General features: G+C 40.9%; 23 protein-coding genes. 18 read left to right on the top strand and 5 right to left on the bottom strand.

Features of this window, described 5'->3' with window-relative positions:
- Window positions 1-65: 65 nt before the first annotated feature.
- The 5 genes from BK583_RS17875 (at window position 66) to BK583_RS17855 (ending at window position 7,809) form a co-directional block, all read left to right on the top strand.
- Window positions 66-3,065, top strand: a complete 3,000-nt coding sequence (locus BK583_RS17875; protein ID WP_055737438.1) for an amino acid adenylation domain-containing protein — start codon at window positions 66-68, stop codon at window positions 3,063-3,065.
- 887 nt (window positions 3,066-3,952) lie between these two features.
- Window positions 3,953-4,867 carry a helix-turn-helix domain-containing protein gene (locus BK583_RS17870; RefSeq protein ID WP_055737437.1) on the top strand — a complete coding sequence of 305 codons (915 nt, stop codon included), beginning with the start codon at window positions 3,953-3,955 and terminating at the stop codon, window positions 4,865-4,867.
- Window positions 4,868-5,305: 438 nt separating this feature from the next.
- Window positions 5,306-5,629 carry a MazG nucleotide pyrophosphohydrolase domain-containing protein gene (locus tag BK583_RS17865; protein ID WP_035398778.1) on the top strand — a complete coding sequence of 108 codons (324 nt, stop codon included), beginning with the start codon at window positions 5,306-5,308 and terminating at the stop codon, window positions 5,627-5,629.
- 56 nt (window positions 5,630-5,685) lie between these two features.
- Window positions 5,686-6,162: an SRPBCC domain-containing protein gene (locus BK583_RS17860; protein WP_055737435.1), complete on the top strand. Its 477-nt coding sequence runs from the start codon at window positions 5,686-5,688 to the stop codon at window positions 6,160-6,162.
- A gap of 573 nt (window positions 6,163-6,735) precedes the next feature.
- Window positions 6,736-7,809 (top strand): helix-turn-helix transcriptional regulator, encoded by a 1,074-nt coding sequence (locus tag BK583_RS17855; RefSeq protein ID WP_371836668.1) that lies wholly within the window; start codon window positions 6,736-6,738, stop codon window positions 7,807-7,809.
- A gap of 166 nt (window positions 7,810-7,975) precedes the next feature.
- Here the strand turns inward: BK583_RS17855 and BK583_RS17850 are convergent, their stop codons facing one another.
- Entirely contained in the window at window positions 7,976-8,650 is a 675-nt protein-coding gene (locus tag BK583_RS17850; protein ID WP_055737433.1) for a CPBP family intramembrane glutamic endopeptidase, read from the bottom strand.
- A 181-nt stretch (window positions 8,651-8,831) separates the two neighbouring features.
- On the opposite strand from BK583_RS17850, the gene BK583_RS17845 reads away from it, so the two are divergent.
- Together BK583_RS17845 and BK583_RS17840 are read left to right on the top strand one after the other, a co-directional pair.
- A complete protein-coding gene (locus BK583_RS17845; protein ID WP_055737432.1) occupies window positions 8,832-9,782 on the top strand; it encodes a hypothetical protein in 951 nt (316 codons plus the stop codon).
- Window positions 9,783-10,418: 636 nt separating this feature from the next.
- Window positions 10,419-12,977 (top strand): exosporium glycoprotein BclB-related protein, encoded by a 2,559-nt coding sequence (locus BK583_RS17840; RefSeq protein WP_281248539.1) that lies wholly within the window; start codon window positions 10,419-10,421, stop codon window positions 12,975-12,977.
- A gap of 77 nt (window positions 12,978-13,054) precedes the next feature.
- On the opposite strand, the gene BK583_RS17835 is transcribed toward BK583_RS17840, so the two are convergent.
- Complete coding sequence (locus BK583_RS17835; protein ID WP_038476771.1) at window positions 13,055-13,591, bottom strand: PadR family transcriptional regulator; 537 nt, start codon at window positions 13,589-13,591, stop codon at window positions 13,055-13,057.
- Between the two features lie 134 nt (window positions 13,592-13,725).
- Between BK583_RS17835 and BK583_RS17830 the strand changes: the two genes are divergently transcribed.
- The 4 genes from BK583_RS17830 to BK583_RS17815 are packed head-to-tail and all read left to right on the top strand — an operon-like array spanning window position 13,726 to window position 16,543.
- Complete coding sequence (locus BK583_RS17830; RefSeq protein ID WP_055735516.1) at window positions 13,726-14,055, top strand: DUF1516 family protein; 330 nt, start codon at window positions 13,726-13,728, stop codon at window positions 14,053-14,055.
- Window positions 14,055-14,780, top strand: a complete 726-nt coding sequence (locus BK583_RS17825) for an alpha/beta family hydrolase (protein ID WP_055735517.1) — start codon at window positions 14,055-14,057, stop codon at window positions 14,778-14,780. The genes BK583_RS17830 and BK583_RS17825 overlap by 1 nt, the downstream gene beginning before the upstream one ends.
- Window positions 14,777-15,664: a COX15/CtaA family protein gene (locus BK583_RS17820; RefSeq protein ID WP_055735518.1), complete on the top strand. Its 888-nt coding sequence runs from the start codon at window positions 14,777-14,779 to the stop codon at window positions 15,662-15,664. Before BK583_RS17825 ends, BK583_RS17820 begins: the two co-directional genes overlap by 4 nt.
- Before the next feature lie 6 nt (window positions 15,665-15,670).
- Complete coding sequence (locus BK583_RS17815; protein WP_055735519.1) at window positions 15,671-16,543, top strand: phytoene/squalene synthase family protein; 873 nt, start codon at window positions 15,671-15,673, stop codon at window positions 16,541-16,543.
- Window positions 16,544-17,089: 546 nt separating this feature from the next.
- Here the strand turns inward: BK583_RS17815 and BK583_RS17810 are convergent.
- Window positions 17,090-17,842 carry a tetratricopeptide repeat protein gene (locus tag BK583_RS17810; protein ID WP_055735520.1) on the bottom strand — a complete coding sequence of 251 codons (753 nt, stop codon included), beginning with the start codon at window positions 17,840-17,842 and terminating at the stop codon, window positions 17,090-17,092.
- A 715-nt stretch (window positions 17,843-18,557) separates the two neighbouring features.
- Between BK583_RS17810 and chrA the strand changes: the two genes are divergently transcribed.
- From chrA to BK583_RS17780, 5 genes are all read left to right on the top strand, one after another.
- On the top strand, window positions 18,558-19,751 hold the full coding sequence (gene chrA / locus BK583_RS17800; RefSeq protein WP_055735522.1) for a chromate efflux transporter: 1,194 nt from the start codon (window positions 18,558-18,560) through the stop codon (window positions 19,749-19,751).
- Between the two features lie 213 nt (window positions 19,752-19,964).
- Window positions 19,965-20,420 carry a MarR family transcriptional regulator gene (locus tag BK583_RS17795; protein WP_035396215.1) on the top strand — a complete coding sequence of 152 codons (456 nt, stop codon included), beginning with the start codon at window positions 19,965-19,967 and terminating at the stop codon, window positions 20,418-20,420.
- Between the two features lie 13 nt (window positions 20,421-20,433).
- Window positions 20,434-21,063 (top strand): nitroreductase family protein, encoded by a 630-nt coding sequence (locus BK583_RS17790; protein ID WP_055735562.1) that lies wholly within the window; start codon window positions 20,434-20,436, stop codon window positions 21,061-21,063.
- Window positions 21,064-21,214: 151 nt separating this feature from the next.
- Window positions 21,215-22,111, top strand: coding sequence for a fructose bisphosphate aldolase (locus BK583_RS17785; RefSeq protein ID WP_055735523.1), 897 nt, complete (start codon window positions 21,215-21,217; stop codon window positions 22,109-22,111).
- 178 nt (window positions 22,112-22,289) lie between these two features.
- Window positions 22,290-22,586 (top strand): antibiotic biosynthesis monooxygenase family protein, encoded by a 297-nt coding sequence (locus tag BK583_RS17780; RefSeq protein WP_055735524.1) that lies wholly within the window; start codon window positions 22,290-22,292, stop codon window positions 22,584-22,586.
- A 634-nt stretch (window positions 22,587-23,220) separates the two neighbouring features.
- On the opposite strand, the gene BK583_RS17770 is transcribed toward BK583_RS17780, so the two are convergent.
- Window positions 23,221-23,730 (bottom strand): DoxX family protein, encoded by a 510-nt coding sequence (locus tag BK583_RS17770; protein WP_055735525.1) that lies wholly within the window; start codon window positions 23,728-23,730, stop codon window positions 23,221-23,223.
- Window positions 23,731-23,988: 258 nt separating this feature from the next.
- On the opposite strand from BK583_RS17770, the gene BK583_RS17765 reads away from it, so the two are divergent.
- Together BK583_RS17765 and BK583_RS17760 are read left to right on the top strand one after the other, a co-directional pair.
- Window positions 23,989-25,449 (top strand): AMP-binding protein, encoded by a 1,461-nt coding sequence (locus BK583_RS17765; protein WP_055735526.1) that lies wholly within the window; start codon window positions 23,989-23,991, stop codon window positions 25,447-25,449.
- On the top strand, window positions 25,385-26,497 hold the full coding sequence (locus BK583_RS17760) for an acetyl-CoA C-acyltransferase (RefSeq protein ID WP_055735527.1): 1,113 nt from the start codon (window positions 25,385-25,387) through the stop codon (window positions 26,495-26,497). Before BK583_RS17765 ends, BK583_RS17760 begins: the two co-directional genes overlap by 65 nt.
- On the opposite strand, the gene BK583_RS17755 is transcribed toward BK583_RS17760, so the two are convergent.
- On the bottom strand, window positions 26,490-26,867 hold the full coding sequence (locus tag BK583_RS17755) for a hypothetical protein (RefSeq protein WP_055735528.1): 378 nt from the start codon (window positions 26,865-26,867) through the stop codon (window positions 26,490-26,492). The two genes, BK583_RS17760 and BK583_RS17755, sit on opposite strands and share 8 nt — an antisense overlap.
- Between the last annotated feature and the right edge of the window lie 21 nt (window positions 26,868-26,888).

Below are 26,888 nucleotides of genomic sequence, written 5' to 3'. Positions count from 1 at the left end.
AATAGAAGCAATGAGATGCAGTATCTTTGGGAACGTGTATGTTAAAAACAAAAAGGAGCTATTTTATGATGCAGCGCAGTCTAAAGGAAATTTTCTCAATGCAGGTAGACGAAAGACCAGAGGATATCGCGTTAACGTTTGGTCATTCGGACATGACGTATGGAGAGCTAGATCAAGCTAGTAATCGTCTCGCCAATTATCTTCTGGATCAAGGTGTGAAGAAGGGTCAATTAATCGGACTGTCCCTAGATCGATCGCCTCAACTGATTGTAGCGATAGTAGCTACAATCAAGATTGGTTGTGTTTATGTCCCTATTGATTCGAAATACCCTCAAGAACGTATTGAATATATGATCGGTGATTCATGCGTCACGACTCTTATCACGACATCTACCACTCTAGCCCAAATGCCTTACCTTCAAATAGCTACCATCTTACTTGATCAAGAAGCAAGTCAAATTGATTTAATAAAAGCAACTCCTCCAGCTATGAACGTTGAACCACTTGATTTGGCTTATATTATGTACACTTCTGGATCGACTGGAACGCCAAAGGGTGTAGCGATCCCACATCAAGCTATTATACGACTAGTGAAAGAAACAAATTATTTTCAAATTGATCACCAGCAAACCGTCGGTCACTTTGCGTCCACTTCTTTTGATGCAGCCACCTTTGAGATATGGGGGGCTTTATTAAATGGTGCGAAGTTAGCCATTAGTAACCCGGAACCAATTACACCGGAAAGTGTTGCTAAGGTGGTACGTGATCACAATGTATCGATTCTGTTTTTAACCACAGGCTTGTTTAACCTCATGGTTGATGAAAGGATAGACGATTTAATCGATGTTAACTATTTAATCAGTGGTGGGGAAGTGATGTCGCCTACCATTGCAAAAAAAGCTGTGGAACGATTGCCAAATACTCGGGTTTTTAATGCTTATGGTCCAACGGAAAACTGTGTCTTTAGTACGGCATTTGAATTGACGAATCGAACCAATTTCGATACGAGCATTCCGATTGGTAAGGTTCTCAATGGAACCTCCATGATAATCGTAAATGAGGAATTGAACATTGTCGATGATGGTCAAATTGGTGAACTTCTTCTAGGCGGTCTCGGTCTTGCGAGTGGTTATTGGCATCGTGAGGATGTCACAAAAGAAATGTTTATTTACTTGAATCGTGAGCGTTTTTATAGAACAGGGGATCTCGTACGTAAGCTTCCAGATGGAACTATTGAGTATTTAGGTAGGATGGATCATCAAGTTAAAATTCGTGGTTTTCGAATAGAGCTTAATGAGATCGAAAATCACATTATACTAAATGATGAGATTAAGCATTGTTCCGTTAGTATTCAAGAAAATACGCCAGGAGATAAACGTCTCGTGTCCTATCTTGTCCCGTTGAATCAAAAAACCTTTCACCTTAAAAATTTAACAGCCTATCTAAAGCAAAAATTACCTGAATATATGATCCCCTCTAATTATGTCATACTAGATAGCTTACCTTTAACAACTAATGGGAAAGTAGATCGCGCGGCATTGTCGAATACACTGTTCACTCGTCCCAACTTTGGCGTGCCTTATAAAGCGCCACAAACAGAAAGGGAGCAACAGCTGGTACACATATGGCAAGATCTATTACAAGTCGATCAGGTCGGCGTGGACGATGATTTTTTTGAACTTGGAGGAAACTCTCTTCTTGCAGCTCGAGCGATAATTCGTATGAAAGAAGCACTCGACACTTTCTTACCGTCAAGCGCGTTGTATAAGTATTCCACTATTTTCAAGCTAGCTAGCTTCCTAACGAATCAATCTACAGAAACCGATTTAACTACAGTAAATTTAGCCAATGAGATTCAATTAGACGAACGCATTTCACCATCAACTACATTCAGCCCTTCATTCTATAAACAAAAAGCCATCTTCTTAACAGGAGCAACTGGATTTTTAGGGGCATTTTTAATCAAAGAATTTCTGGAGCATGATGAGGAAGCGAATATTTACTGTCTCGTTCGTGCATCTAGTGTAGCAGAAGGTCTTCGACGCATTAAACAGAATATGGAAAAGTATCATATTTGGTCTGATGCGTATGAGCCGAAGATTCTACCGATTCCTGGTCACTTAGATCGACCAATGTTCGGGCTAACCCGAGAGGAATTTGATCAATTAGCGAAAACCATTGACGTCATTTATCATAATGGGGCAAAAGTAAACTATGTTCAAGCTTACGATTTGCACAAAAGCGCAAACGTAACTGGTACACAGATGATCCTTGAACTTGCATGCACGTCAACTCTCAAACCGGTTCATTATGTATCAACGATATCTGTATTTGGTCCGATTGGTTATTTTACGGATGTTAAAGAATTAAAAGAGGATAGTCGGTTGGAGGTAAGTGAACCGTTTATTTATAAAGACATGGGTTATGCGCAAAGCAAATGGGTTGCTGAAAGCGTAATGTGGGAAGCAAACAAAAGGGGTATTCCTATGACGGTGTTTCGTCCAGGCTTTATCATGGGTGATCGTCATACAGGTGTAAATAACACCGAAGATTACGTTGCTCGAATGATCAAAGGTTGCATCCAATTAGGGACATATCCTCATTTACCGAGACAAAGAAAAGAATTTGTACCTGTAGATTTTGTGGCCAAAGCTGTACGAGAAATTTGTCTCGATCCAACTAACTTTGGAAAAGCATACCATCTAACGCCGCCGACAGATAGTATGGACCTTGAAGATTTCTTTGCAGAAATGAATACCACACTCGGCTATTCGCTTAAGGTGGTTCCTTATAAAGACTGGGTTCAGCAACTTATCGAGGATACAAAGAATTCGAGCGATAATGCTTTGACACCATTTCTTACACTTCTCTCTGAAGAGCTTTATAATGGGAAGACAGCCTTTGAGCTTTATGAAAATATGCCCACGTACAATTCGAACAATGTGGAAAAGGCTCTTAGCGAGAGCGGGCTGACTTTTCCCATAATGGACAAGAAGTTGTTACGCACGTACTTTAACTATATGATAAAAATTGGGTTTATTCCATCACCACTTGTACGAGTTTAAAGAGCGACTAAAGCCCAATTTGCTTTAGAAGAAGCGTTATGTTAACGAGGCTGGGGCAAAAGTAGATAGACTGACCAAAATGACGAACATTCCTGAAAATAGGAACGTTCGTCGTTTGTTTTATATGAAAATGAGCAGAAGGAGAATCCGAAGACTCCTGGGGGATCAGCACGTGTCTGAAGACTCGAGTGGCGGTTTTTCACGAAGGAGGCTGAGGCCGTGTCCCCGGAAAGCGAAGGATTCTCCTGTAGCGGTGCTACTCAGCATAGTTTAGACTGTTCGTCTTTTCAACTACGACTTTTCGTTATGTCTCAGCCTCTTTTTATTGGTTTTTGACGTGCTTGAGGAGGATAGATGATTTACTGTTAAGTTTAATCGTGCCAATGAATACACTAGAAGTAACGTAACATTATGAGGCTTTTTAGATGGTGATTACGTGGAAATCTTATAGTATTTTATTCTTAAGTCTGTTCTTATTGTGCTATATTTTTTGGACTGCTAATTTTGCTTAACAAGAAGAGTCCTTTAAGCTACTCTCTAAATGTAAAGAACTGACTTCGACCATTAAACATAGTGTGATGGCGTTTAAGATCACCAGTAATTAAGATGAAATAGTGGAATTAAATGTGTTTGGAAAGTCTTCGGTAAGTCTTTTTAGTGCTTAAAAAGGTTTTCATGACGTTTCTTCGCTTTGTATCGCTTCTTTCAGATATACCGTTAGAGGAATAAACATAAGGTTGCTGAATGGAACGAATGAGCAATAGCAACCCAAAAAACGGCGATGCCACGCAAAAAATGAAAAGTGCAACCAGGAATGGCGCGGTTGCAACCGCTGGTAGGTAGAGGGAAAGTGGTCATTGGATTACGATAAGAATGAGGTGAGGAGAATGGAATTTTATCAAAAACTAAAAAAATTGAGAGCCCAAAAAGGATGGTCTCAAGAGGAATTTGCTGAAAAGCTTCAAGTCTCAAGACAGGCAATCAGTAAATGGGAAAATGGTCAAGGGTTTCCAGAAACAGAAAAACTGGTGAAGATGAGTAGGTTATTTCACGTTTCCCTGGATTACCTATTAAAGGAGGAAGATCAATCTCTTGGAGAACAAGGAACGGAAGAAGGTTACTATGCCAGTCAGGAAGTCGTGGAAGCCTATCTTCTAAATAAGAGGCAGGGCGCTAAAAAAATCGCAACTGGAGTGGCGATTCTTATAGCTTCGGTCTTATTACCGATGTATTTTCAACATGCGTTTAGCTATGTGTTGTTTATCGTAGTGATTGCTAGTGGAGTAGCCATCTTGGTATGGCAAGGATTAAGTGTGAAAGCATATGAAGAACTCGAAACACAACCATTAATTTTTGATGATTCGTTTATTCAACAGTTTAAACAGAAAAGCTTGGCTAATCGCAAGAAGTTTGGACTCTTAATTGTTACGGGAATTGTCATCATCATATTAAGTTTTGGGATACCTTTTTTAGCTAGCGACACAAGTCATGCAAACAGAGATCCCCTCTTAGCATTAATGCCGTTAATATGGGCCTTTGCTGTGTATTTGTTTATTATTGCTGGTTCTGCAATGGACGGGGAGCGGTTGGTTACCCACAATAAAGAATACCTAAAGGAATATAAAGAATATGAGGAATCAACTAAACATGAGTGGATTCATGCGGTCATGTGGCCATTGGCAACGGTTGTTTTTTTGGCCATCGGTTTTATTTGGGATACCTGGCATCCTGGATGGTTAGTATACTTGGCTGCAGCAGTTGTTACAGTCGCTTATACGACTTGGAAAAGTAGTAAAGAGTAAAAGGATTGCACAGATTTTGGTTGTTAGTATAAGAATCCCATCTTGCCCATTCGCTCGGGGTGTTGTATAGAAAAGAATCGCACTTTACTCTACAATTAGGTGCTGGAACATGTCTCTACCTTGTGACATTCCCCTTATGAAGAAAAGTAGTTAAAAAAGCTATGAGGAATAGGTTTCCTCATAGCTATGCTAACGTTTCAAGGATGTTCGTAAATGGGAAATTCACAAGAAAATCGTAATTTACAGATGTCTCAAGTAACAGTTTGATGTTTATTCTCTATTAATGTCAGCTCTTCAGATTGATTTTCTACTTACTCCAAGATCATTGGATTAGAGAACTATGTTAAATGAAAAATTTAACACTCAATTATGTAACTTAACTCCATATGGTGGTAACATTAGATTTGTTGATACTACATATTGATATGGGGGATGAATATGACGAGTGAAGAGTTTCAAAATTGGATTCAAACTTATTATGAAGAACGAGGCTGGCACGATTTAGATATTTTTATTCGAATTGGTTTTCTATCTGAAGAAACTGGAGAAGTAGCTAGAGCAATTAGAGCTCTTGAAATTGGTAGAGATAGACCGGAAGAGGAAAGAGGAGATTATCAACAAAATAAGGTGGCTCTTACTGAAGAACTAGGGGATGTTTTAGGCAATATAGCTGTCATTGCTAATAAATATAATATCTCTTTAGAGGATGTTTTTACAGTACATAGAAATAAATTAGAGGAAAGATACGCGGAAAAAGGTTAACACTAATTGAAAGTTGATCGAGTGAAGGTAAGGAGCAAAATAAGGAGGATTTTATTATGGCTCATGTGTCAGGTAACAGGAGAACAGATTCTGCTTCAAGAATAATAGTGGCATCACCACAAACCATTTATCAGTCATTCTTGCATCCAGAAGCACTCGTTTCGTGGCTTCCACCGGAAGGGATGTCGGGTCATATTGACATGTTTAATCCTCGCGAAGGCGGAACGTATCGATTGACCCTCACGTACGAAATGGATCACTCGAACCCTGGCAAGACATCAGAAAACACCGATGTGTCCCGAGTGAAGTTTTTAGAGTTGGTTCCGAACAAGCGAATTGTTCAATCAGTAAAATTCCATTCCGATGATCAAGAATTTTTAGGTGAGATGAAACAGACATGGCTCTTAGAATCCATTTCGGAAGGCACAAAGGTCACGATTATTTGTGAGAACGTACCTGAAGGTATTCGTAAGGAAGATCACGACACGGGTTTACGGTCCACTTTAGAGAATCTAGCTACCTTTACTGAATGACAAACTGTAAAAGCCATTTTTGAACTTTTTTATATAGAGGTTTACCTCCTCTCCACCGTACTTTAATCTTTAAATGTAAATCATATAAAGTGTGACTTAAAAGAACCAAGGTCTTACATTCTTGGTTCTTTTTTTATGAATGGATGAAAAAGCTAATTACAAGTTTAGTTTTTTAACTAGTTGATTGATGAAAAGATAAGAGCTGTCACGATCAAGGAGATGGGTATACTCTGATGACACTAGTTCATGCAATCATAACTTGTAAAAGTCCTTGAGAACACCAGTCAGAGTTAACTCATTATCAATAATGTATGTTTTATCCACAATGACTGGAAGTGTTGAATGCAAAAGAGTAGGAACTAGTCGGAAATTAGTAGGACGGAAAAACCCAAAATTAGAAGCCGACATAATAAAAGTAATACTTTTTTCTGTTTCTTCATTAGACATGATAAAAATACAAAATTGAGGCTTTGTATCGTTTAGGATAGAAAAATCTTGGATGATAAAAACACAATTATTATCAAATCAACTAAATGAATAGCGCTTATTCTATAGATGGAGGTGAGACACGTCATGGAACAAGTGCAATGTATGATTGATTGGATTGAAGACCATTTAAAAGGCCGATTTTCGTTAGATGAATTATCGGACTATATGGGGTATTCCCCTTATTATTATTCATTTAAATTTCATCAAGTAACGGGTGTAAGCATCAAAAGGTATATTCTTCTTAGGAGATTGTATTTGTCTACAGAAGACTTGTCGAAGAATAAACGAATTATTGATGTGGCTTTCACGTATGGTTATTCCTCACAGGAAGCGTATAGTAGAGCCTTTAAAAGGGTTTTTGGTATCAATCCTGGACAATATCAGATGAAGAAGGTTCCTGTTCAATCAATTGTTAAACTCACTACTTATAAGAATGGGGCAGGATCTACGATGAATGTTTCTAGAAAAATAGAAGTTAATAAGGTGAAGAATGAGCGAAGTGATCTTTTTGATAAAAATATCCTGCATATTATGAATGGACAACTCATGTATGATGAGTTTAAAACCAACAAACTATTGGGAGATGCTGATTATGCACCTTTTAATGAAGCGATGTGCGTGAATAAAACTACAGAGGAAATACTCAATCATACTTTTATTCGTACTCGTGCCGATGGTCATAATGAATCAGAAGAAAGTTATATGGATAAGGTCATCGTGCCTTTACATGATCTGTTTAACAAAGAGTATACATGTATTGTGTTATGGTTTGGAGAAGACATGTTTTGTCAGATGAATGTGCTTACTGTATTATCCTATCTTGAACAAACAAAGTATAAGGGGAAAGTGTTCTTAAATAGTTTTAGAGAAGATGAATTTAAAGTTAATCAAACAGAGCTTACTTTAGGGCATTACCATTTAACTTATAAAGAGACGATGATTCACCATGTCTTGCCATCAAACGAGTTAATGCCAATCATGTATCAAGCAATTAAAATTTATTTAGATATGCTTAAAGCAGAGAACGAAGTAGTGAAATATATTAGAAAGAATAAAGACTTACCTACAAAACAATTAATTCAAACGTTGTTTCATTTATTTCCGACAATAGGTTACGGTGACTCCCAGTATATTGAGCTAATAAATAAGATAAAATAATGCTAACCCGGCTTGATTTGAAGCAAACTAGCGGTAAAAGTAAATGATGTATGTCCGTTTTATCGTTTAGGAACCATGAGTCAAATGGGGAAAAAGGGAAATCAGGTTCCCCAATTCTTCACCATCCGTAAAAGAAGAAATCAATATTTTATATGTTGTCATGCCATTACAAGAAGTTCATAGCAATGAACGATGCAAGGGTAGCTAAACCATTATTAACGCAGTGCACGATTACGCCTGGCCAGACTGAGCCGGTCCGATAAAATAAATAGGCGGCCGCTAATCCAGTGAAAAACGCAATTGGGAGCACTTCGTTAATACCATGTGCAACGGCGAAGATTAAGGAACTTATGATGATACTCACCCATGGACCATATCGAAGTAAAGCACTTGTTAGCACACCTCTAAAAGCAAACTCTTCCCCGATTGGCGTTGCAACGGCAATCAAAATTAATTGAAGAAGAAATAAGAGCGTACCACCTGCAGCTGCTTCTCGGTAGGCGTCCTGTGTAGTAAAGTCTGTGTAGCCAAAGAAAGCAAGAATATTGAACAGAACGACTCCTGATACATAAACGGCAACCCCGAGTACTGCTCCAGCTATCAACCATTTACCCGTTGTTTTCTTTAACCCAAAGGGGAGCGGCTTTCGAATGCGCAGGAAATACGCTGCAGCGAAAGCACAAAGCCCTGCGCCTGCAGATAAAGCGGATAAGCTTAACCCCATGATTATAGGTGTTTCACTCGTTTGCTCTACAATGATTTTTGAGAATACGACAACCACAACAATATATACAATGGCTAATACAATGATTTCTAACCAACCTGGCCTTTGTTTTTCCACTATTAGTCCCCTCCTATTTGCTATTTACTTCTTACCCTTAAATTTCAAAGTTACTCAGTAAAAAGACTATGGCAGGAATTTATAGTGACATAGGAAAAGAGTGTATTTTTGAAATAAATCGCAATACACCTTTTATTTTCCAATAAAGTCGGGTATCTGAACACAAAGGAGATGGTGGCGTGTGTACAAGGTGACTGTATTTTTCTTATTAGTGTTTTTAGTTGCTGGTTGTCAAGGTTCTGGTGATGAATTGAATGGGCAAAATCAAAATACGATTGAAACGGAGGAAGGAGAATTAGAAGAACTAGATAGTGAAAGTGAAGCCTTGGAGTATAAAAAAATCGAAGTGGACGAAAGATATGTACTTCACTCTCATTTGATAGATGAGGATCAAGCGTTTTATACGGCTTTCTCTATTAATCGTAACGAAAGTGAAGAGATAGATTCATTGGAAAAGCAAGTAATAAATTCCCTTACTGATAGCGATCCGTCTGAACAAGATATTTTGAGCTCTTTTACAAGTTTATCTCTTGAATCACGAGAGTTAACCGTCCAATTTAATGAAGAAGGGAGTCAATTATCCACAACAACAGCACAAACGGCGTTGTTTTACGACTCGTTGATTGGGATTAGTGACCTCTATGGGATAAAAGAGATTGTCTTTATCAATCCTGACGGTGGAACAGATATTATTGTTGCAGAAAGAGAGGTTAATAAACCTCTAGTAGTTGAAGAAGAAAGAGAGGCAACACGTGGGTATTATACAGTCTATGATGAAGCGTTAGAGGAGACTTTATTTTTAGCTGGCCAGGCACTTGAAGAACAGGTTGTAAATGAAGAGGGTGAGCTTTTATCGTTTTCAGACACTGTGTATAAGATGGGAATCATTGATGAAGAAGGTGCATTTTACGCTTCTGCCGTTGTGAAGGGAATTGACATTGTAAATGCAACCCTCGTTAATGGAAGGGCATCTGTTCAATATACAATGGACGAAGACATAGTAACAGAAGCGGATCGTGTTGTGTTCGAAAATGCCATCCAGCTTGCCGCACTTGATTTCCAAGCGTCAAAAGTCGAATTGGTCAATGATACGTTAGAAGAGCATGTGATCTATTCATTAATTGAAGAGTGAAAAGTAAGACGAATTAGCTTCTTTAAGTCATTTCATCTTCTTATAGATCTAAATTTCAAGCACATGTATGAACATTAGACACATAGTCAGAATGATGGCTTGGCGCTAGATTTAGTAGATAGCAATTGCGTATTGGGGGCTATGTTAACGCATCTCTATATGGAAAACTAGTTGAAACTCTAGTCTTAAGTATATGAAAAAGAGTTGAAGAGGCTGGACATAACGAAAAGTAGTATTTGAAAAGACGAATAGTCTAAACTATGCTGAGTAGCACCGCTACAGGAGAATCTTTCGCTTTCCGGGGACACGGCCTCAGCCTCCTCCGTGGAAAACCGCCACTCCAGAGTCTTCAGACACGTGCTGATCCCCCAGGAGTCTTCGGATTCTCCTTCCGCTAATTACCATATAAAATAAACGACGAACGTTCCTATTTTCAGGAATGTTCGTCATTCTGGTCTGTCTATTTACTTTTGTCCCAGCCTCATTCGACGTGTTCAAGATTTATTGTTTTTATAAGTTAACTCCTTTGGGCACTGGCCCTGTTTTGAAAAGAATCAACAATTGAAGAACCTTAACATAAACCCAAAATATAATGATTAGAAAAAGTTTTCTCCAACATTGTAAAGGGTGAGTAGGTTGAGTGAATTTCATAACTGCAACAATATCCAATATTTTAGGCGTACGTTACGTAATGGTGGATCAGGTCAATTTGAATGTGAGTGTGATTTTAATGGTGCTACGGGTGCTCCTGGTCCAACAGGTCCAACGGGAGCAACTGGAATTGGATTTGATAGCGAAATAGTGGTATATGATCCAGCGGTAGCACCGGGTTACGCAGTTGGACAGCTGGTAAGTTTTGAGGGAAGTTTGTATGTAGTCAATACGGCACCACCGACAGGAGAGCCAGGGACATCAGCGGACTATAGCTTAGTTGCATCAAGAGGGGCGACGGGAGCGACTGGAGCTGGAAGTACGGGAGCCACAGGTCCAACAGGAGCCACCGGAATCGGGTTTGATAGCGGGATAGTGGAATACGATCCAGCGTTAGCGCCTGGTTATCCAGTCGGTCAGTTGGTAAGTTTTGAGGGAAGTTTGTATGTAGTCAATACGGCACCACCGACAGGAGAGCCGGGGACATCAGCGGACTATAGCTTAGTTGCATCGAGAGGAGCGACGGGAGCGACTGGAGCTGGAAGTACGGGAGCCACGGGAATAACAGGAGCTACGGGAGAAACAGGAGCAACAGGAATAACAGGAGTCACGGGAGTCACTGGGGTAACTGGAGAAACGGGAATAACAGGAGCCACGGGAGCAACAGGAGCCACGGGAATAACAGGAGTAACAGGAGCCACGGGAGAAACAGGAGCCACAGGAGCCACAGGAGCCACGGGAATAACAGGAGCCACAGGAATAACAGGAGCCACGGGAATAACAGGAGTAACCGGAATAACTGGAGAAATAGGAGCCACGGGAGAAACAGGAGCAACCGGAGAAACGGGAGCAACCGGAGAAACGGGAGCAACCGGAATAACGGGAGTCACGGGAATAACAGGGGCCACAGGAATAACAGGAGCCACGGGAGTCACTGGGTTAACAGGAGTAACGGGAGCCACAGGAATAACCGGTGTAACAGGAGCGACGGGAGAAACAGGAGCCACCGGAGCCACAGGGCCTGGTACTGGAGCGACTGGGGTAACCGGAGCAACAGGAGCCACGGGGGCCACAGGACCTGGTGCAGGAGCCACGGGGGCCACAGGAGAAACCGGAGCGACTGGGGTAACTGGAGAAACAGGAGCCACGGGAATAACAGGAGCGACGGGGGAACCCGGAGTAACCGGAGCCACGGGAATAACAGGAGCAACAGGAGTCACCGGAGTAACGGGAGTAACGGGAGTAACGGGAGTAACGGGAGTCACAGGAGTCACTGGGTTAACAGGAGTCACCGGAGTAACGGGAGTAACCGGAGCAACAGGAGTCACCGGAATAACGGGAGTAACCGGAGAAACAGGAGTCACAGGAGCCACGGGAATCACAGGAGTCACAGGAGAAACGGGAGCCACCGGAGTTACAGGAGTAACCGGAATAACGGGAGCCACTGGGTTAACAGGAGCCACTGGGTTAACAGGAGCCACTGGATTAACAGGAGCCACGGGAATCACAGGAATCACAGGAGTCACAGGAGAAACGGGAGCAACCGGAGTTACAGGAGTAACCGGAATAACGGGAGCCACTGGGTTAACAGGAGCCACTGGGTTAACAGGAGCTACGGGAGTCACAGGAGTAACCGGAGCAACAGGAGTAACGGGAGTAACCGGAGCAACAGGAGTCACCGGAATAACGGGAGTAACCGGAGCCACAGGAGTAACCGGAGCCACGGGAATCACAGGAGTCACAGGAGTAACCGGAGCAACCGGAATAACGGGAGCCACAGGAGTCACAGGAGTAACCGGAGCCACGGGAGTAACCGGAGCCACGGGAGTAACCGGAATAACAGGAGCCACGGGAGTAACCGGAGTAACGGGAGCAACAGGAGCCACGGGAGCCACAGGAATAACGGGAGTCACAGGAGCCACGGGAGCCACAGGAATAACGGGAGAAACCGGAGCCACGGGAGTCACCGGAGCTACAGGGATAACAGGAACGACTGGTTCAACCGGGGTGGCTGGATCAGGAGCGGTTGTACCATTTGCTTCTGGATTACCAACAACCTTAACTACTATTGCTGGTGGATTGGCAGGAACAACGAGCTTAGTCGGGTTTGGTAATTCGGTTGTAGGCGTTGGTTTAGTAGGGGGGAATGCGATTGACCTTACTGGTGCAGCTGGAACGTTACTGAACTTTGCTTTTGTTGTTCCGAGAAGTGGGACGATTACAGCGTTATCAGGCTTCTTTAGTGTGACAGCAGGACTTTCCTTAGTTGGTACCACTGTAACAATTACGGCTCAAGTGTTTCGATCTCCAGGGCCGACGCCAACGAACACGTTAACAGCGATTCCTGGTGCAGTCGTAACGTTAGCACCAGCGTTAACTGGAGCGATTACGATAGGAGCCACATCAAGCGGGATCACATCCGGGTTAAATATCCCAGTCGCAGCTGGCGATCGATTGTTGTTAGTATTTTCGGCGACGGCAACGGGATTAACATTATTAAATACTGTAGCGGGTTATGCTAGTGGGGGCTTAGCACTAAACTAACGAAACCAAACAAACTGCTGGAGATGAGTTCAGCAGTTTGTTTCTTTGTGTTTTTGTATGGTACACGTTCGTGTCTGTTAGTTCGTCGTTCCTTTTTCTATTAGGCTTTTTGCCCACTGACACCATTCTATATACATTTTCGCGTACCGAATGCCGTATTCCACAGTTAATAGAGCCCCGAGGTCTTGCTTGTTATCTTGTTTGAAATGGTCTCTCCACGCTTCTGTCTTTTCTAACGTAATGCGTTCCCTTTCTATCACTTCATCTAAAAGAGTGAGCACTTCTTTGTGAGTTAAGATTGGGAAGATAGTGGTTTTAATAAGAAATTCATCTTTTATTTTGGCTGATTTTAAAGGTTCTTCTATAGCCCACCGAATGAGTTCTTTTCTCCCTTTATCTGTAAGAGAGTAAATCTTTTTATTGGGGGATGATTCTTGAATCACAAGCTCGTGGTCTACGAGTTCTTCTTTTTCCATTTTGTGAAGCTCTGTATAAATTTGACTGTGGGTTGAACCCCAAAAATGAACCATCTGTTGCTTAAAAATGTGGACAACATCATAACCAGTCACGCGTCGTTTGGAAATGATTCCTAAAAGAGCATATCGCAGACTCATATCTTATTCATTCCTTAAAGTTTGTCAATATAAAGAAACTATACCATATCTTCTTGACCATTGTCTGACGAGTGTTTATTATTACTATAGTTTCATATGTCAAAAAAGACATATGGTGCAGAGGGGAGATTCATATGGATAACGTTCTTTATCAAACGCACATTGGGACATGGGTGATTTTAGCATTAGCTGTAATTGTCAGTCTGTTTTATCGTTCTTTCTATTTAAAGATCTTTTTTAGAATTCTTGCAGTGTTGATGTTAACAAGTGGAATTGGTTTAGCCATTTCTCTTTCTTTCCCACTCGTCTTTGTAATGAAGTTGATTATAGCTGTACTGTGTATAGGCTTAGTAGAAATGTTGTTAAAGCGAGAGAAGCCTATTAAATCCTACGTTCTGTTAGGTTCAACCTTTATAAGCTTTTTATTGTTATGCCTGATCGGTTTTGGGGTGATTCGATTCTAATGAAGAAAAAAAGAATGAAACTCGTATTGCTCATTATCCTCGCTCTTATTATATCTAGTATTCTAGGCTTTTATATCTGGTCACAAAATACGTACAGTGCTATTAGAGACCTTCCTAAAAGCGTAAAGGAACAAGATGGTTGGCTTTTATTTGAAGCGGATGACCCGCAAAATGGGCTCGTCCTCTATCCAGGAGCCAAAGTAGAACCAGATGCTTACGCCTTTTTAGGTGAGGAATTAGCTAGCCAAGGCATCACGGTAGCCATTCCATCTGTCCGCTTGAATTTACCTATTTTTGACCTTTCTAAAGCGGATGAGTTGTTTCAAAGGGAGGGCGTTGACTCGTTGAACTGGTATATAGGTGGTCATTCCATGGGAGGAGCGGCAGCTGCTATGTATGCAGATGCAAACTTGGATAAGGTTTCTGGTTTAGTGTTATTAGGTGCTTATGCTGCTGATAATGATTACTTACAAACGTCTCAGCTTCCGGTTTTGTCGATTAGTGGTTCTGAAGACGGCTTAAGTACACCTGAAAAAATCAATCAGTATCGCCCAAATCTTCCTAATCCTGCTCAATTTATTGAGATAGAGGGAGGAAATCACGCTCAGTTCGGGGTATATGGGCCTCAATCTGGAGACAATGAAGCCGCTATTTCTGTTGATAAGCAACAAGAGATGATCATAACAACTATTTTAGAGTGGATAGACGACCAGGGGGACGTATGAAGAAGCTCCGGATTTTTTCCATCGTAACAACCATTGTTGTACTGTTTGTGCTACTTCAAGGCTCCATTGTCACAAAGACCGGCTCTGGACAAGGCTGTGGAACAACTTGGCCACTCTGTTTTGGAGATGTTATTCCGTACAATCCAACGTTAGAAACGATTATTGAATACACACACCGCTTACTATCCAGTATAGCTGGTATGCTTGTGTTCATCTTATCCTTCTGGTCTTGGAAACGGTTATCCTATGTAAAAGAGATTCGCTTTTTTGCTCTTTTAGCTTCAGCGGCTATTTTGCTTCAAGGTTTAATGGGAGCTGGTCAAGTTGTTTATGGGCAACCGCCGTTAATTATGGCCCTTCATTTCGGCTTTTCAGCCATTTCATTAGCGGCTGTCTCTGTTATCACGCTGTTTACATTTGAAAAGCGGTGGAATCCGTTTAAGGTGACTGTAGAAAAAGCATTTCTTCGGTATGTGATAGCCCTCACCATTTATTCGTACTTGGTTATTTATACAGGGGCATTTGTGAAGCATATGGGCGCTGCGACGGCATGCTCTGGGTTTCCACTATGTAATGGTGAATGGATCCTTTTTAGTGAAGGGACGATTGTGTTTGCCCAAATGTTTCATCGGCTTGCAGGAATGACGTTAGCCTTGCTCGTACTTCTATTTGCCGTTTGGGCCATTCGTATGTACAAAAAGCAACGATCCCTCGTTATCATTAGTTTGATCAGTACAGGGCTGATTGGCATTCAACTTGCCAGTGGGATTGGAATGGTACTCACATATAATCAAAACTTAACAATTGGAATAATCCATGCGCTAACGATTTCTCTTTTATTTGCTTTGTTTACGTATACCATCGTTTTATCGAGAAGAGGATGATTGAAGATGACTGATTTAGATGATGCCTATGCGCTATGCTATGAAAGAATGAAAACACATTCTGCTACGTTTTCGAAAGCTTTTCATTTTCTCCCAGTAAAGCAGAGAAGAGCTGTTTGGGCGATTTATGCTTTTTGCAGACAAGCAGATGACATTGTTGACGATGAAGGCGAGATGTTTACAAAAAGGCTTAAACTAAAAACGTTTGAGCAACAGTTCGATCAGATGCTTGTAGATAAAGATGTTTCCCAGCCCGAGTGGCTAGCGCTAAAAGATGTGTTTAACCAGTTTCATGTGAATCCATCCGATTTTAAAGATCAATTAAAAGGACAAGCGTTCGATTTGCGAATAAAGCGGATCGTCACTATAGAAGAGTTGGAGCAGTATTCGTACTTTGTAGCCAGTACTGTCGGGCTAATGCTCTTACCTATTCTTGCGCCAAAGGATCATCACGCATTGAGGGAAAGCGCTATTGCCCTTGGAAAAGGAATGCAGCTTACGAACATCCTACGGGATGTGGGAGAGGATCTTCAAAGAGGCAAAATTTACTTGCCTATTGATCTAATGAATGAGTACGGGGTGACCGAGGAGCAGTTAAAAGCAGGAGTTGTCGACCAATCGTTTATTGATCTGTGGGAAGCAGTAGCTAGAAAAGCCGAACACTACTATGACCAGTCTTTAGAGCAGTTGGATGTGTATCCTAATGAAGCCAAATTTAGTGTATATGGGGCTACTATCATGTACAGAGAGATTTTACAAGCAATTCGAATGGAAAAGTACGATGTGTTTTCCCGTAAGATTTATGTAGACGACCAGCGCAAAAAAGAGATATTAGCCGAGTTACGATTAACGAAAGACGAGCATAGAAAACCTCTTTGATAAGATTTTAAAATTTTGAACGTCTTGGCATTTTGTAAAGAAGTATGGTAGATGGAAGAAGCGTAAAGTAGAACGAATCAAATACACTGATTGGTGTTCAATTTAAGATCGTTAAAAACACCAAGAAGAAAAACTATTTGTTAGAAAAATTATTCGCTTCACATGGTGAGGATGTAGATTAAGATAAAGCTAAAATTTGTATCCTTAACTCGTTGTTAGTATATGCTTTCATAACAATGAGGGAGGGTACAAGCTCCATCTTTTATTGTATGTCCAATCAATGTATCTATCTAAATGATAAAAAAAGACAACCGTTACTTTGCGATTGTCTTTTTTGTAGGATGTGCTAATCTCAAAACCTATTTGTGATCAAGATGGTACTTAAATACTTCCTAAATCTATCAGTAGTAATTCACATGTTGAATGGAGCCGTTTCAACGTCGCCTTTTCCTCCACCTGCTTGTTCGACATCGCCTTTTCCGCCCGGAGAGTTAGTCGTAATAATAGTGATGATGGCAGTTGCTAAAAGTGCATAAGACCATTTTTTTAAGTTTGATTCACCCCCACAATATGATTGTTTTGACCCATTTTTCGAGCCAACTTTAAATATTCGAGGGAACGTGCTAAATCTCCTTTAGACTCGAAATAGTGTGATATTTCGTCACACATTAATGCATATTCAAAATACAATTCGTCCGATTCAAGCGTGGCTAAACCGGTATTAACAAGAGTGATATTGTTTTCAAGATATAGTCCACGACTGATCTTACAGCGTGCAATGAATTCCGGAAGTTTAAGCCTTTTGACTCTTTTTTCGAGATCGTCCATACCGTATGAGTAAGTGCCCATCATCATTTGAACATTGTATAGATGATACGTTGTTTTTACTGCTGTTACGGAGTCTTTGAATTCAGGAATAGCTAGTGCCATTTTGAAGCTTTCCATGGCATTTACAAACTGATCTAATGCTATGTAGTGAAGTCCTAAGTTGTGATATGTAAGAGCATTTTCATAGGGGTAAGGCTTTGTCATTTTGCCAATTTCTCTATAAAGAGCTTCTGCCGTGTCAAATAGCTTCATTTCGCTTGCAATGATGGCGAGGGCTAGTTTACAAGTAATTTCGTTCTTTTTATATAACGAGTCTCTTTCAAATATTTCTAGAGCCTGCTCGGTATAGGAAATGGCAAACGTATATTGGTCGATCTTGTAATAACTCATTCCAAGCTTTTGATAAAATTCAGCTTTTTCGGCTTGATCGTCTACTTTGTCGAGCAATCGTTCAGCAATTTTGGCGTACATTAGGTATGTTCGTGTTAGTTCTGCTGTGAAAAAATTTTCCGGTCGTACAGTAAAATAACAAATTGCTAATAAGAAAAAATTAAATAGCCGATAAGATGCGTGCTTTCTACCTGTTAATAAACACGTTTATTCGTGAGGGATTGCTTAGAGGTCTGCTAGGACAAATTATAAAGATAAGTCAACTACATGGAAATAAATAAGAAGACTTTAGTCTTGTTCTATTGTCCCCCTATTCATTAATCTTCTGTTTACGTTAGCTATATCAGTTGCAATGCCTTCTATCAATGTATTACGATTACGACTTGTATTTATTATTGACTTACCACTTGTACGATCATCAAGCCCTATTACGTGACCGAATTCATGAGAAGCTGCGCTCTTTCTAACATTGGTATTATTGCGAACTGAACTCAAATGAGTGTTTAGTAACCTATGGGAAGGCGTTTTGCGACCAGCTTGACCTTGATAAAGGATTCTAGCATAAGTATGAGGTTTTAGAGCATTTAATATTACAATTCCAGCTTTGATTAAAGAGTTAAAAGTTAATTTAATTCCAACCAAGGATCGTTGTTATAAAGTAAACTGAATGGTGTCTCTCCACGATTAAACTTTTAAGATTTTGTAAAGTTCCTCGTGATAAGAAGGATTTCGTATACTGTCGTGATAGTATTTTAGATACATTGTAACAAAAAGATTTCGCAAGAGGTGTTTGTGGTTGAATCACAAAAAAGAAAAAAGCAAGGTCCATACGTGGTGGGAGATCCTCGTTGTGTCCACAAAGTTAGGGTTAACCTCATTCGGAGGACCTATCGCTCATTTAGGGTATTTTCACGAGGAATATGTACGGCGAAAAAAGTGGATCAATGAAAAAAGCTATGCAGATTTAGTCGCATTGTCTCAATTCCTTCCTGGTCCTGCCAGTAGCCAAGTAGGGATTGGGATTGGCGTCCTTCGTGGTGGCGTTCTAGGAGGGGTTCTATCGTTCCTCGGCTTTACACTCCCGTCTGTTTTTGTTCTTATTCTGTTCGCTCTATTTATGCAAACAACTGGTGTTGAGTTAACTGGTTGGATTCATGGTCTTAAATTGGTGGCAGTAGCAATTGTAGCTCATGCCATCATAGGAATGGCGAAAAAGTTAACCCCCGATTTAAAAAGAAAAGCGATTGCTCTTCTCGCATTGGTCGTTACCTTATTGTGGCATACTCTGGCTGCGCAAGTTGGAATCATTCTGTTGGCTGCTTGTCTAGGTTATGTGATGTACAAGCATCAAGACAATCATGTGAAGTCTGAAATGTCCTTTCCGTTATCGCGTCGCTTTGGCATCATTTGCTTATCACTCTTTGTTGGCTTGCTTCTACTATTACCGCTAGTAAGAGAACTAACGTCCATTCAATGGATTGACATGTTTGATCGTTTTTATCGATCCGGTTCGTTGGTTTTCGGCGGTGGTCATGTGGTGCTGCCTTTACTGGAACGAGAATTTGTGCCAACTGGATTGGTAAGTGAAGAGGCATTCCTTGCTGGGTATGGAGTGACCCAGGCCGTACCGGGACCATTGTTTACGTTCGCTGCTTATTTAGGAGCCACAATGAATGGATGGCTAGGCGGCTTAATGGCAACAGTGGCTATATTCTTACCGGCGTTTCTTTTAATACTAGGGGCGATTCCATTCTGGGACCAGTTAAGACGAAATCCTAAAGTAAACGGCGCATTAATGGGTGTAAATGCAGCTGTTGTTGGTCTTTTACTTTCTGCTTTTTATCAACCGATTTGGATAAGTGCTGTTTTTGAACCAATTGATTTTGCGCTTGTAGCGATTTTGTTTAGCATGTTGGTTTATTGGAAGCTACCGCCTTGGGTGATTGTTGTAACAGGGGCAATCTGTGGTGCTATAGTAAGTGCCCTCTAACTAACGAACACCCTTTTGTATGTTTAAGTGAAGAGCTGCATCTAAGCCAAGGCTGTAAAGCCTTGGCTTTATTGATGTATTCCTTCTTAATGTGGTTATAAGAGAAGCGTTTTTAAAAATTGTATTGACAATAGAAGACGGTTCATCCTATATTATTGATATATCAATCATTTCGATATCAATAATTGAGGAGTCAAGTAAAGGAGGCCATTAATGAATTCGTGTGCACTTAAAGTAGAGCTGTTCTTAAAGTTACAGTCTGTAAATAAAGAGTTATGTTCAGGTTTTGAATCTTGTTTTGGAGCCAGTACGTCACGTATTCAAATACTGCATGCCCTTCTTGAAGAAAACGAAATTCTTCAAGCGGACTTGCAGAAGCAATTGAATATAGATCCTGCCGCCATTACGAGACATTTAAAGCAATTGGAAAAATCGGGTGTCATTAGTCGGTATCGAAAAGATAACGACCAACGTGCCACATGGGTTAAGTTAGAAGAGGTAGCAAAGATAGAGATAGAGAAGTCATACAAGGAAAAGAAAGAGTTTATTGATCAACTGTTTGATCGCTTTACAGAAGAAGAATTAAGTTTGTTCCATAAAATGATACAGCGCGTCGAGCTGAACATTGAAGAAGCCGTTCGTGCAAAGGAGAGTAATGAAAATGGATAAAGTGGGAAATGAAATGACAACGAAGGAACATTTTTTAAACGTACTTGAAAGTAGAAAATCCATTCGTATTTATGACGAAAACGTTAAAATCTCAAAAGAAGAAATGACTGAACTATTGGCAGCGGCTATAAAAGCACCTTCTTCTGTTAACTTGCAACCTTGGCGATTTGTTGTAATTGAAAGCGACGAAGCGAAATCAACATTAGCGCCACTTGCTTCATTTAACCAAAACCAAGTAAAGACGTCGTCAGCGGTCATTGCCGTTTTTGCTGATATGAATAATTTAGATTATCTTGAAGAGATCTATGGCAAAGCGGTTGAACTAGGGCTGATGCCTGAAGAGGTGAAAGAAAATCAAGTTCCTGCTATTCGTGGTCTTTTATCAGGCATAAGTAATCAACAGAACAAGGAAACCATTTTAATTGATGGTGGACTCGTATCGATGCAACTTATGCTAACAGCGAAAGCCTTTGGCTATGACACCAATCCAATTGGCGGATTTGATAAAGAGAACATCGCTGAAGCATTTGGCTTAGAAAAAGAACGGTATGTTCCGGTTATGTTAATTTCGATTGGTAAAGCGAACGAAGCTGGGTATAAATCGTATAGAATGCCGGTTGAACAAGTAACAGAATGGAAGTAAGCTTTCACAAAAAGGACGTCCTCTAGGAGCGTTCTTTTTTTGTTAGCGAAAAACGTGACAGCAGTCTGTAAATGTATAAACACCGGCAAGAAAGGGTACAAACAAAACAGAACCCTAATTTGTTTGGTGAAAACGGAAGGAGTTACGTGACATGAACACACAGCAGATGGAAAAAATCAAAACCGGTAAAGGATTTATAGCAGCTCTTGACCAAAGTGGCGGGAGTACACCAAAAGCGTTAGCTGAATACGGTGTGCCAGAAGAAGCGTATGCTTCAGAGGAGGAGATGTTTGACCTCGTTCATGAAATGAGAACCCGCATCATGAAGTCTTCTGCCTTTCATTCTGATAAGATTCTTGGGGCGATCCTGTTTGAACAAACAATGGACCGTAAGATTGACGGTGACTATACAGCCGATTATCTCGCAAATAAAAAAGGCATTGTCCCTTTTCTGAAAGTGGATAAGGGATTGGCAGATGAAAAAGATGGCGTTCAATTAATGAAGCCAATCGATCATCTTGATGAAACCCTCAAGCGTGCGAATGAGCGGCATATATTTGGTACAAAGATGCGTTCTGTTATCAAAGAAGCAAATCAAGAGGGGATTCACAAGGTTGTCGAGCAGCAGTTTGAAATGGGGAAGACCATTATTAGAGCAGGACTTGTCCCAATCATTGAACCAGAGGTGGACATTCATAGCGCAGATAAAGAAGCGATAGAGCACCAATTAAAAGAAGAGCTGCTCACCCATCTGAACATGCTACGTGACGATGAACGGGTGATGTTGAAACTAACCATCCCATCCAAAGACGGATTTTATCAAGAGCTTGTTGATCATGATCGTGTCGTTCGTGTTGTGGTTCTTTCTGGAGGCTACTCTCGGGACGAAGCCAACAAGAAGCTGAAGCGTAATCAAGGATTGATCGCGAGTTTTTCCAGAGCCCTTAGTCAAGACTTACATGCGGATCAGACTGAATCGGAATTTATCCATGCGCTACAAACAGCTGTTGATTCTATTTATGATGCCTCTGTAAACAAAACACAATAGAAGATTTAACCCCCGTGCTGTTCATGCATAGGGGTTTTTACGTGAAGGTGAATCTAATACATCGTTATTTACGTATAGCGAAATGTATGGATGGAATTGTCTCTTAATACACACCTAAGCCAATGGTTATGTAAAAAGATATAAAGCCGCTGAAATCTAGAGAAGGAGTGGAGCGAAGATGATAGTAGAAGCTGCACTATTACAAGTTATCCCAGGGAAAGAAAAAGAGTATGAAGAGGCCTTTCGAGAAGCGTCTGTTCTTATTTCTTCAATGAAAGGTTACCTGTCACATGAATTGCAACGTTGTCATGAAGTAAAAGGTAAATACTTGTTACTTGTGAAATGGGAAACCATAGAAGATCATACCATTGGATTTAGACAGTCGCTTGAGTATATTCAGTGGAAGCAACTGCTTCATCATTTTTATGACCCGTTTCCGGTTGTGGAGCATTTTGAGGCTGTCTCGCTAAATTGAAGTAAAAATTTGTGTAAATAGAGGAGCGAGGTTATTGAAGAAGTGAAATCTTTACAAAAGAGGTCATACGCTTTTTGGTCTACGATTTGTTTTTTGCTGTGTGTAGCTGTTTGGGTTCCTAATATCGTTTTTCAAGTGGCAAGTCCGTTATTTCTCTTAACGTTTATTATTGGACCAGTTGGCATGATTCTAGCTTTGTGGAGAAAGTATTTTTTACTAGCTGCTCTCAATCTATTTGGGACGTTAAGTTTTTTTATCCTTATGTTTCTTGTATACTGGTTAAATTCATTCTGAAAAGAAGCATCTTAAAAAGCGTATAAGAATGGAACGAAATTACTATCCTGATTTAACAGCGGCACTTATTGGAAGTATTTAATCGAATTAAAAGAACTTACTCGTTATGAATAGAAAGATAGTCTGAAAGCAAACAGTGAGGAGCGGGTGATGTTACATTTGAGGTTCGCATCTCCTGTTTGGCTTTACCTGTCAGCGTAAAACGTCCAAGGGTGATAAAAAAAGTTCAAGAAGGCAATAGACATAGATTGAAACAGGAAACAAGTGGATGGGACGTCGACTGAAAAATAGCCCTGACAGCTTACGCTCAGAGGGCTAATTTCGTTTGTTTGTGGCGTGCTTATGAAGTGGCTAGAGTATCTTTATTGCCATAGTCTTTTTTTACTTTTTGTTTAATAGTAGGGGTAAAGCGGTCTAATCCAAGTTGTCCAGCGTTTTGTTTACTGATAAGAAGGATAATGGCCATAATAAGCATGAGCGGATTCGTTGATACGGTTCCTGCTAAGAGGAAAGAGGTATTCATCATACCACCGAAAAACGCTGCGCTTTTTGTGAAAAGACCAACAATAAGGGCGATTCCGATGAGGACTTCTCCCCACATAACGAGAAAGCTAAAAAGGTCGGCATAAGGGATGGCTACATGTTCTAAAAAAGCGACGTATAGCGGGTAGGCGACATCTTCCCCTTTGAGCACAGGATTTGCAGCAGCAACCTGTAAAAATCCACCTGCATGAAATTCTGCCCCAACTACTTTTCCAATACCAGAACTAAACCACATCCAGCCAAGTGAGACACGAAGAACGGTTAAAAGCAACTGCGCCATTTTAGATGATTGTAAAAAATGTAACATAGGAAACCTCCTTAGTTTGTGAATGTGTTCACATTCTCTTTATACTCTTAGTATACACTTGATTATTTAATTGTGAAGTATTTCACAAACTAATTCACAGATTGTTCATATTTCGATTAGAGCGTTAGTACAAAGAGGCTTAAGTAGTTTCCTGCAGACTCCACAGGAGCCGTTTTTAAATAGACGATCTTGCTCCTTTGTGTTATTGTAAACCAAATAATTTATAAGTTTACAATTGAATGGAGAGGCGGGTTTTTCGTGTTTATTGGGAAACAGATTCATCATCATGCTTTGGCGCTACCAGACAAAATCGCTGTTATCTATAATAAAAAGCAGATTCCTTACTGCATGCTTCAAGAGAAAGTGGAGCAATACCGTGGGCATTTGTATCGTGAAGCCCAAAAAGATCAGAGGAAAGATCCCTTTACTGTGGCTATTGATGTGATGCAACAAGATGAGCAATTGTACTGGTTTTTAGCGGTGACAAGCCTTGGCTGGAATGGTGTACTTTGTCATCCGAATTGGTCTGAATGTGATGTGATTAAAATGGCTAAAAAAGCAACAGCAGACGTTATTTTGAGCAATCGTTTCCAAACAGTAGAAGCGGACATTACCATTTGGAGAATGTCTAGTTTTCCTACGTCAGACGAAAAACAAGCTATTCCGTATGCAAAAGGAACGGAACCGTTTTACACAGGGTTTACCTCTGGAAGCACTGGGGAACCTAAAGCCTTTGTTCGGAACCATTTGTCGTGGTCAGGGAGCTTTGACGATGTGCAACAAGTGTTTGCGCTAAGCCAGTTAGATCGAGTTTGCATACCAGGATTGCTCTTTCATTCTTTGTTTTTATTTGCAACCATTCATACCCTCCATATTGGGGCAACGGTTTGTTTAGAGCAAGAGTTTCAAGTGAAACAAACAAAGAATACAATAGAAGCTTATAAAGTGAACGTTATTTATGGAGTGCCAACAATGCTGTATGCCCTGTCCCTGGAGGGAATAGATGCACAGCTTGTTGAAAAAGTCATTGTTTCTGGAGCGGAATGGCATGAAACAAATCGAGCTCAAGTAAAAGCGATCTTTAACCAAGCAACGCTTTATGAGTTTTACGGTGCATCAGAGCTAAGTTTTGTTTCGTACCTAAACCATTCAAATGGAAAGCAGCTTAATTCTGCTGTTGGGGAACTTTTTCCCAGTGTAGAGGTTGAAGTAAAACGAGATGGCCAACTCGTTGTTCGTAGCCCATATTTATTTACTGGCTATGTAGGACAAGCGCCAATTGGGGAATCATTTTCAGTTGGGGACATCGGCTATTTCGATGAACACCACATCTTACATGTTAAAGGAAGAATAGGGAATATGCTGACGATTGGGGGCCATAATGTCTACCCAGAAGAGACGGAAAGAGTGGTAAAAGCGTTGCCGTTTGTAGAAGAAGCGGTAGCGGTTGGAACGTATCATGGATATTGGGGTAATCAAATGGTGCTTTTCGTGCAAACTGCTCAAGCTCAGGAGTTTGCATTGGTACAGATAAAAGCAAGACTGAAAAAATGTCTACCTACACTCAAACGTCCAAGAAGGATTTACGTCGTAGAAGCATTGCCCTTATTAGCAAATGGAAAAGTCGATCGACAAGCGTTGGAGGTGAAACGAGATGAATGCAGTCTATGTGGTGAAAGCAAAACGAACGGTTATTGGCAAAAAAGGGGGCATTCATAAGAAGGTTTCACCTGAAAAGTTAGCGGCGGCAGTTTTGGCAGAACTAGGGAAGGCGCTACCAGTTGATGGGGTTATAATGGGTAATGCAGTTGGCGAAGGAGGGAATATCGCCCGGCATTCGTTACTTGAAGCAGGCTTTCATCCTAGCGTTCCCGGATTGACTGTCGATAGTCAGTGTGGAGGAGGATTAGAAGCTATTGTTACCGCTGCTCGTTTTATTCAAGCAGGTGCTGGAGATTGTTACCTAGCTGGTGGTGTGGAAAGCACGAGCTTAGAGCCTGCCCGCTTTCGAGTTGGAGAAAAAACGCCAATTCTCCGGGCCTCGTTTGCCCCTGCTGACATCGGTGATCCTGATATGGCAGCATCAGCTGAAAGCGTGGCCGAGGAATTTCGTATAACCAGAGCTCAGCAAGATGCGTATGCGCTAGAAAGCTATAGGCGGGCTTATGAAGCGGATCTGGAAGGTCGGTTTGACGAAGAAAAAATTTTAGCACATCAAGGGATACGAGATGAAGGCATACGTAAGCTTTCGGAGAGGTTAGTTAAAAGAATGCCGCCTCTTATAATGCCATCTGGTACCATTACGGCGGCAAACTCTTGTGAAAAATCAGATGGGGCAGCAGCAGTGATCCTGATGTCTGAAAAAGCCTGTCGAGAAGCAGGTGTGAAACCGTGGCTTCAATTCGTTGATAGCGTAAGCGCAGGTGATGATCCAAATTACGCTAGTATAAGTCCAATTGGTGCAATTCAAAAACTTCTCTATCGGAACTCCTTGCACATAGATGCTATCGGACGAATGGAATTTAATGAGGCCTACGCGGCGCAACTGATTGCTTGTGGAAACCACATACCCCTCTCATTTAGCCGAGTAAATGTATCAGGCGGTGCTCTGACTCTTGGTCACCCTTATGGTGCTTCTGGTGCAATCAATGTCTGTCGCTTGTTTCACGAATTACCCAGCTGTAACATGAAGTATGGCATCGCCACAGTCGGTGCTGCTGGTGGTGTTGGAACGGCGGCTCTTTTTAAGAAGGTTTCAGTTACATGAGCAAAATCGCTAAACATAAAATGAACGCCAAACCAGAAAGCGGCGTCATGACCTTTTTTTCTTTTGCGCTTTTAGAAGCGAAGTTGGCTAATGTATTTATCGCCAGAAACAGTGTGAATAGCCAAGCAAGAAGATGAACAGGCAAAAAAGCAAAGCCAGTTAATACATTTGTATACGTTAAAAAGGTGACGGCCATCACGAGCAAAATCAATGCATTGGCAACACTAACAACACGCATGGGAAGTGGTAATACGCGATAGAAACCACCCATTGCATAGTCACCTAGTGGAAAACCTAAAGCCAAGAAAAGTTGAAATATACTAATAATAACAAAAAGAATTGACACACCTATTGCTAGAATAACGTCCAATGTCTTTCCTGCCTCCTTTAA

Origin of the sequence: Shouchella oshimensis (assembly GCF_002019765.1) — a bacterium.
Taxonomy (GTDB): Bacteria; Bacillota; Bacilli; order Bacillales; family Bacillaceae_D; genus Shouchella; species Shouchella oshimensis.
Note: the sequence above shows the minus strand (reverse complement) of the source record. Positions and strands in the feature narration are given on the sequence as shown.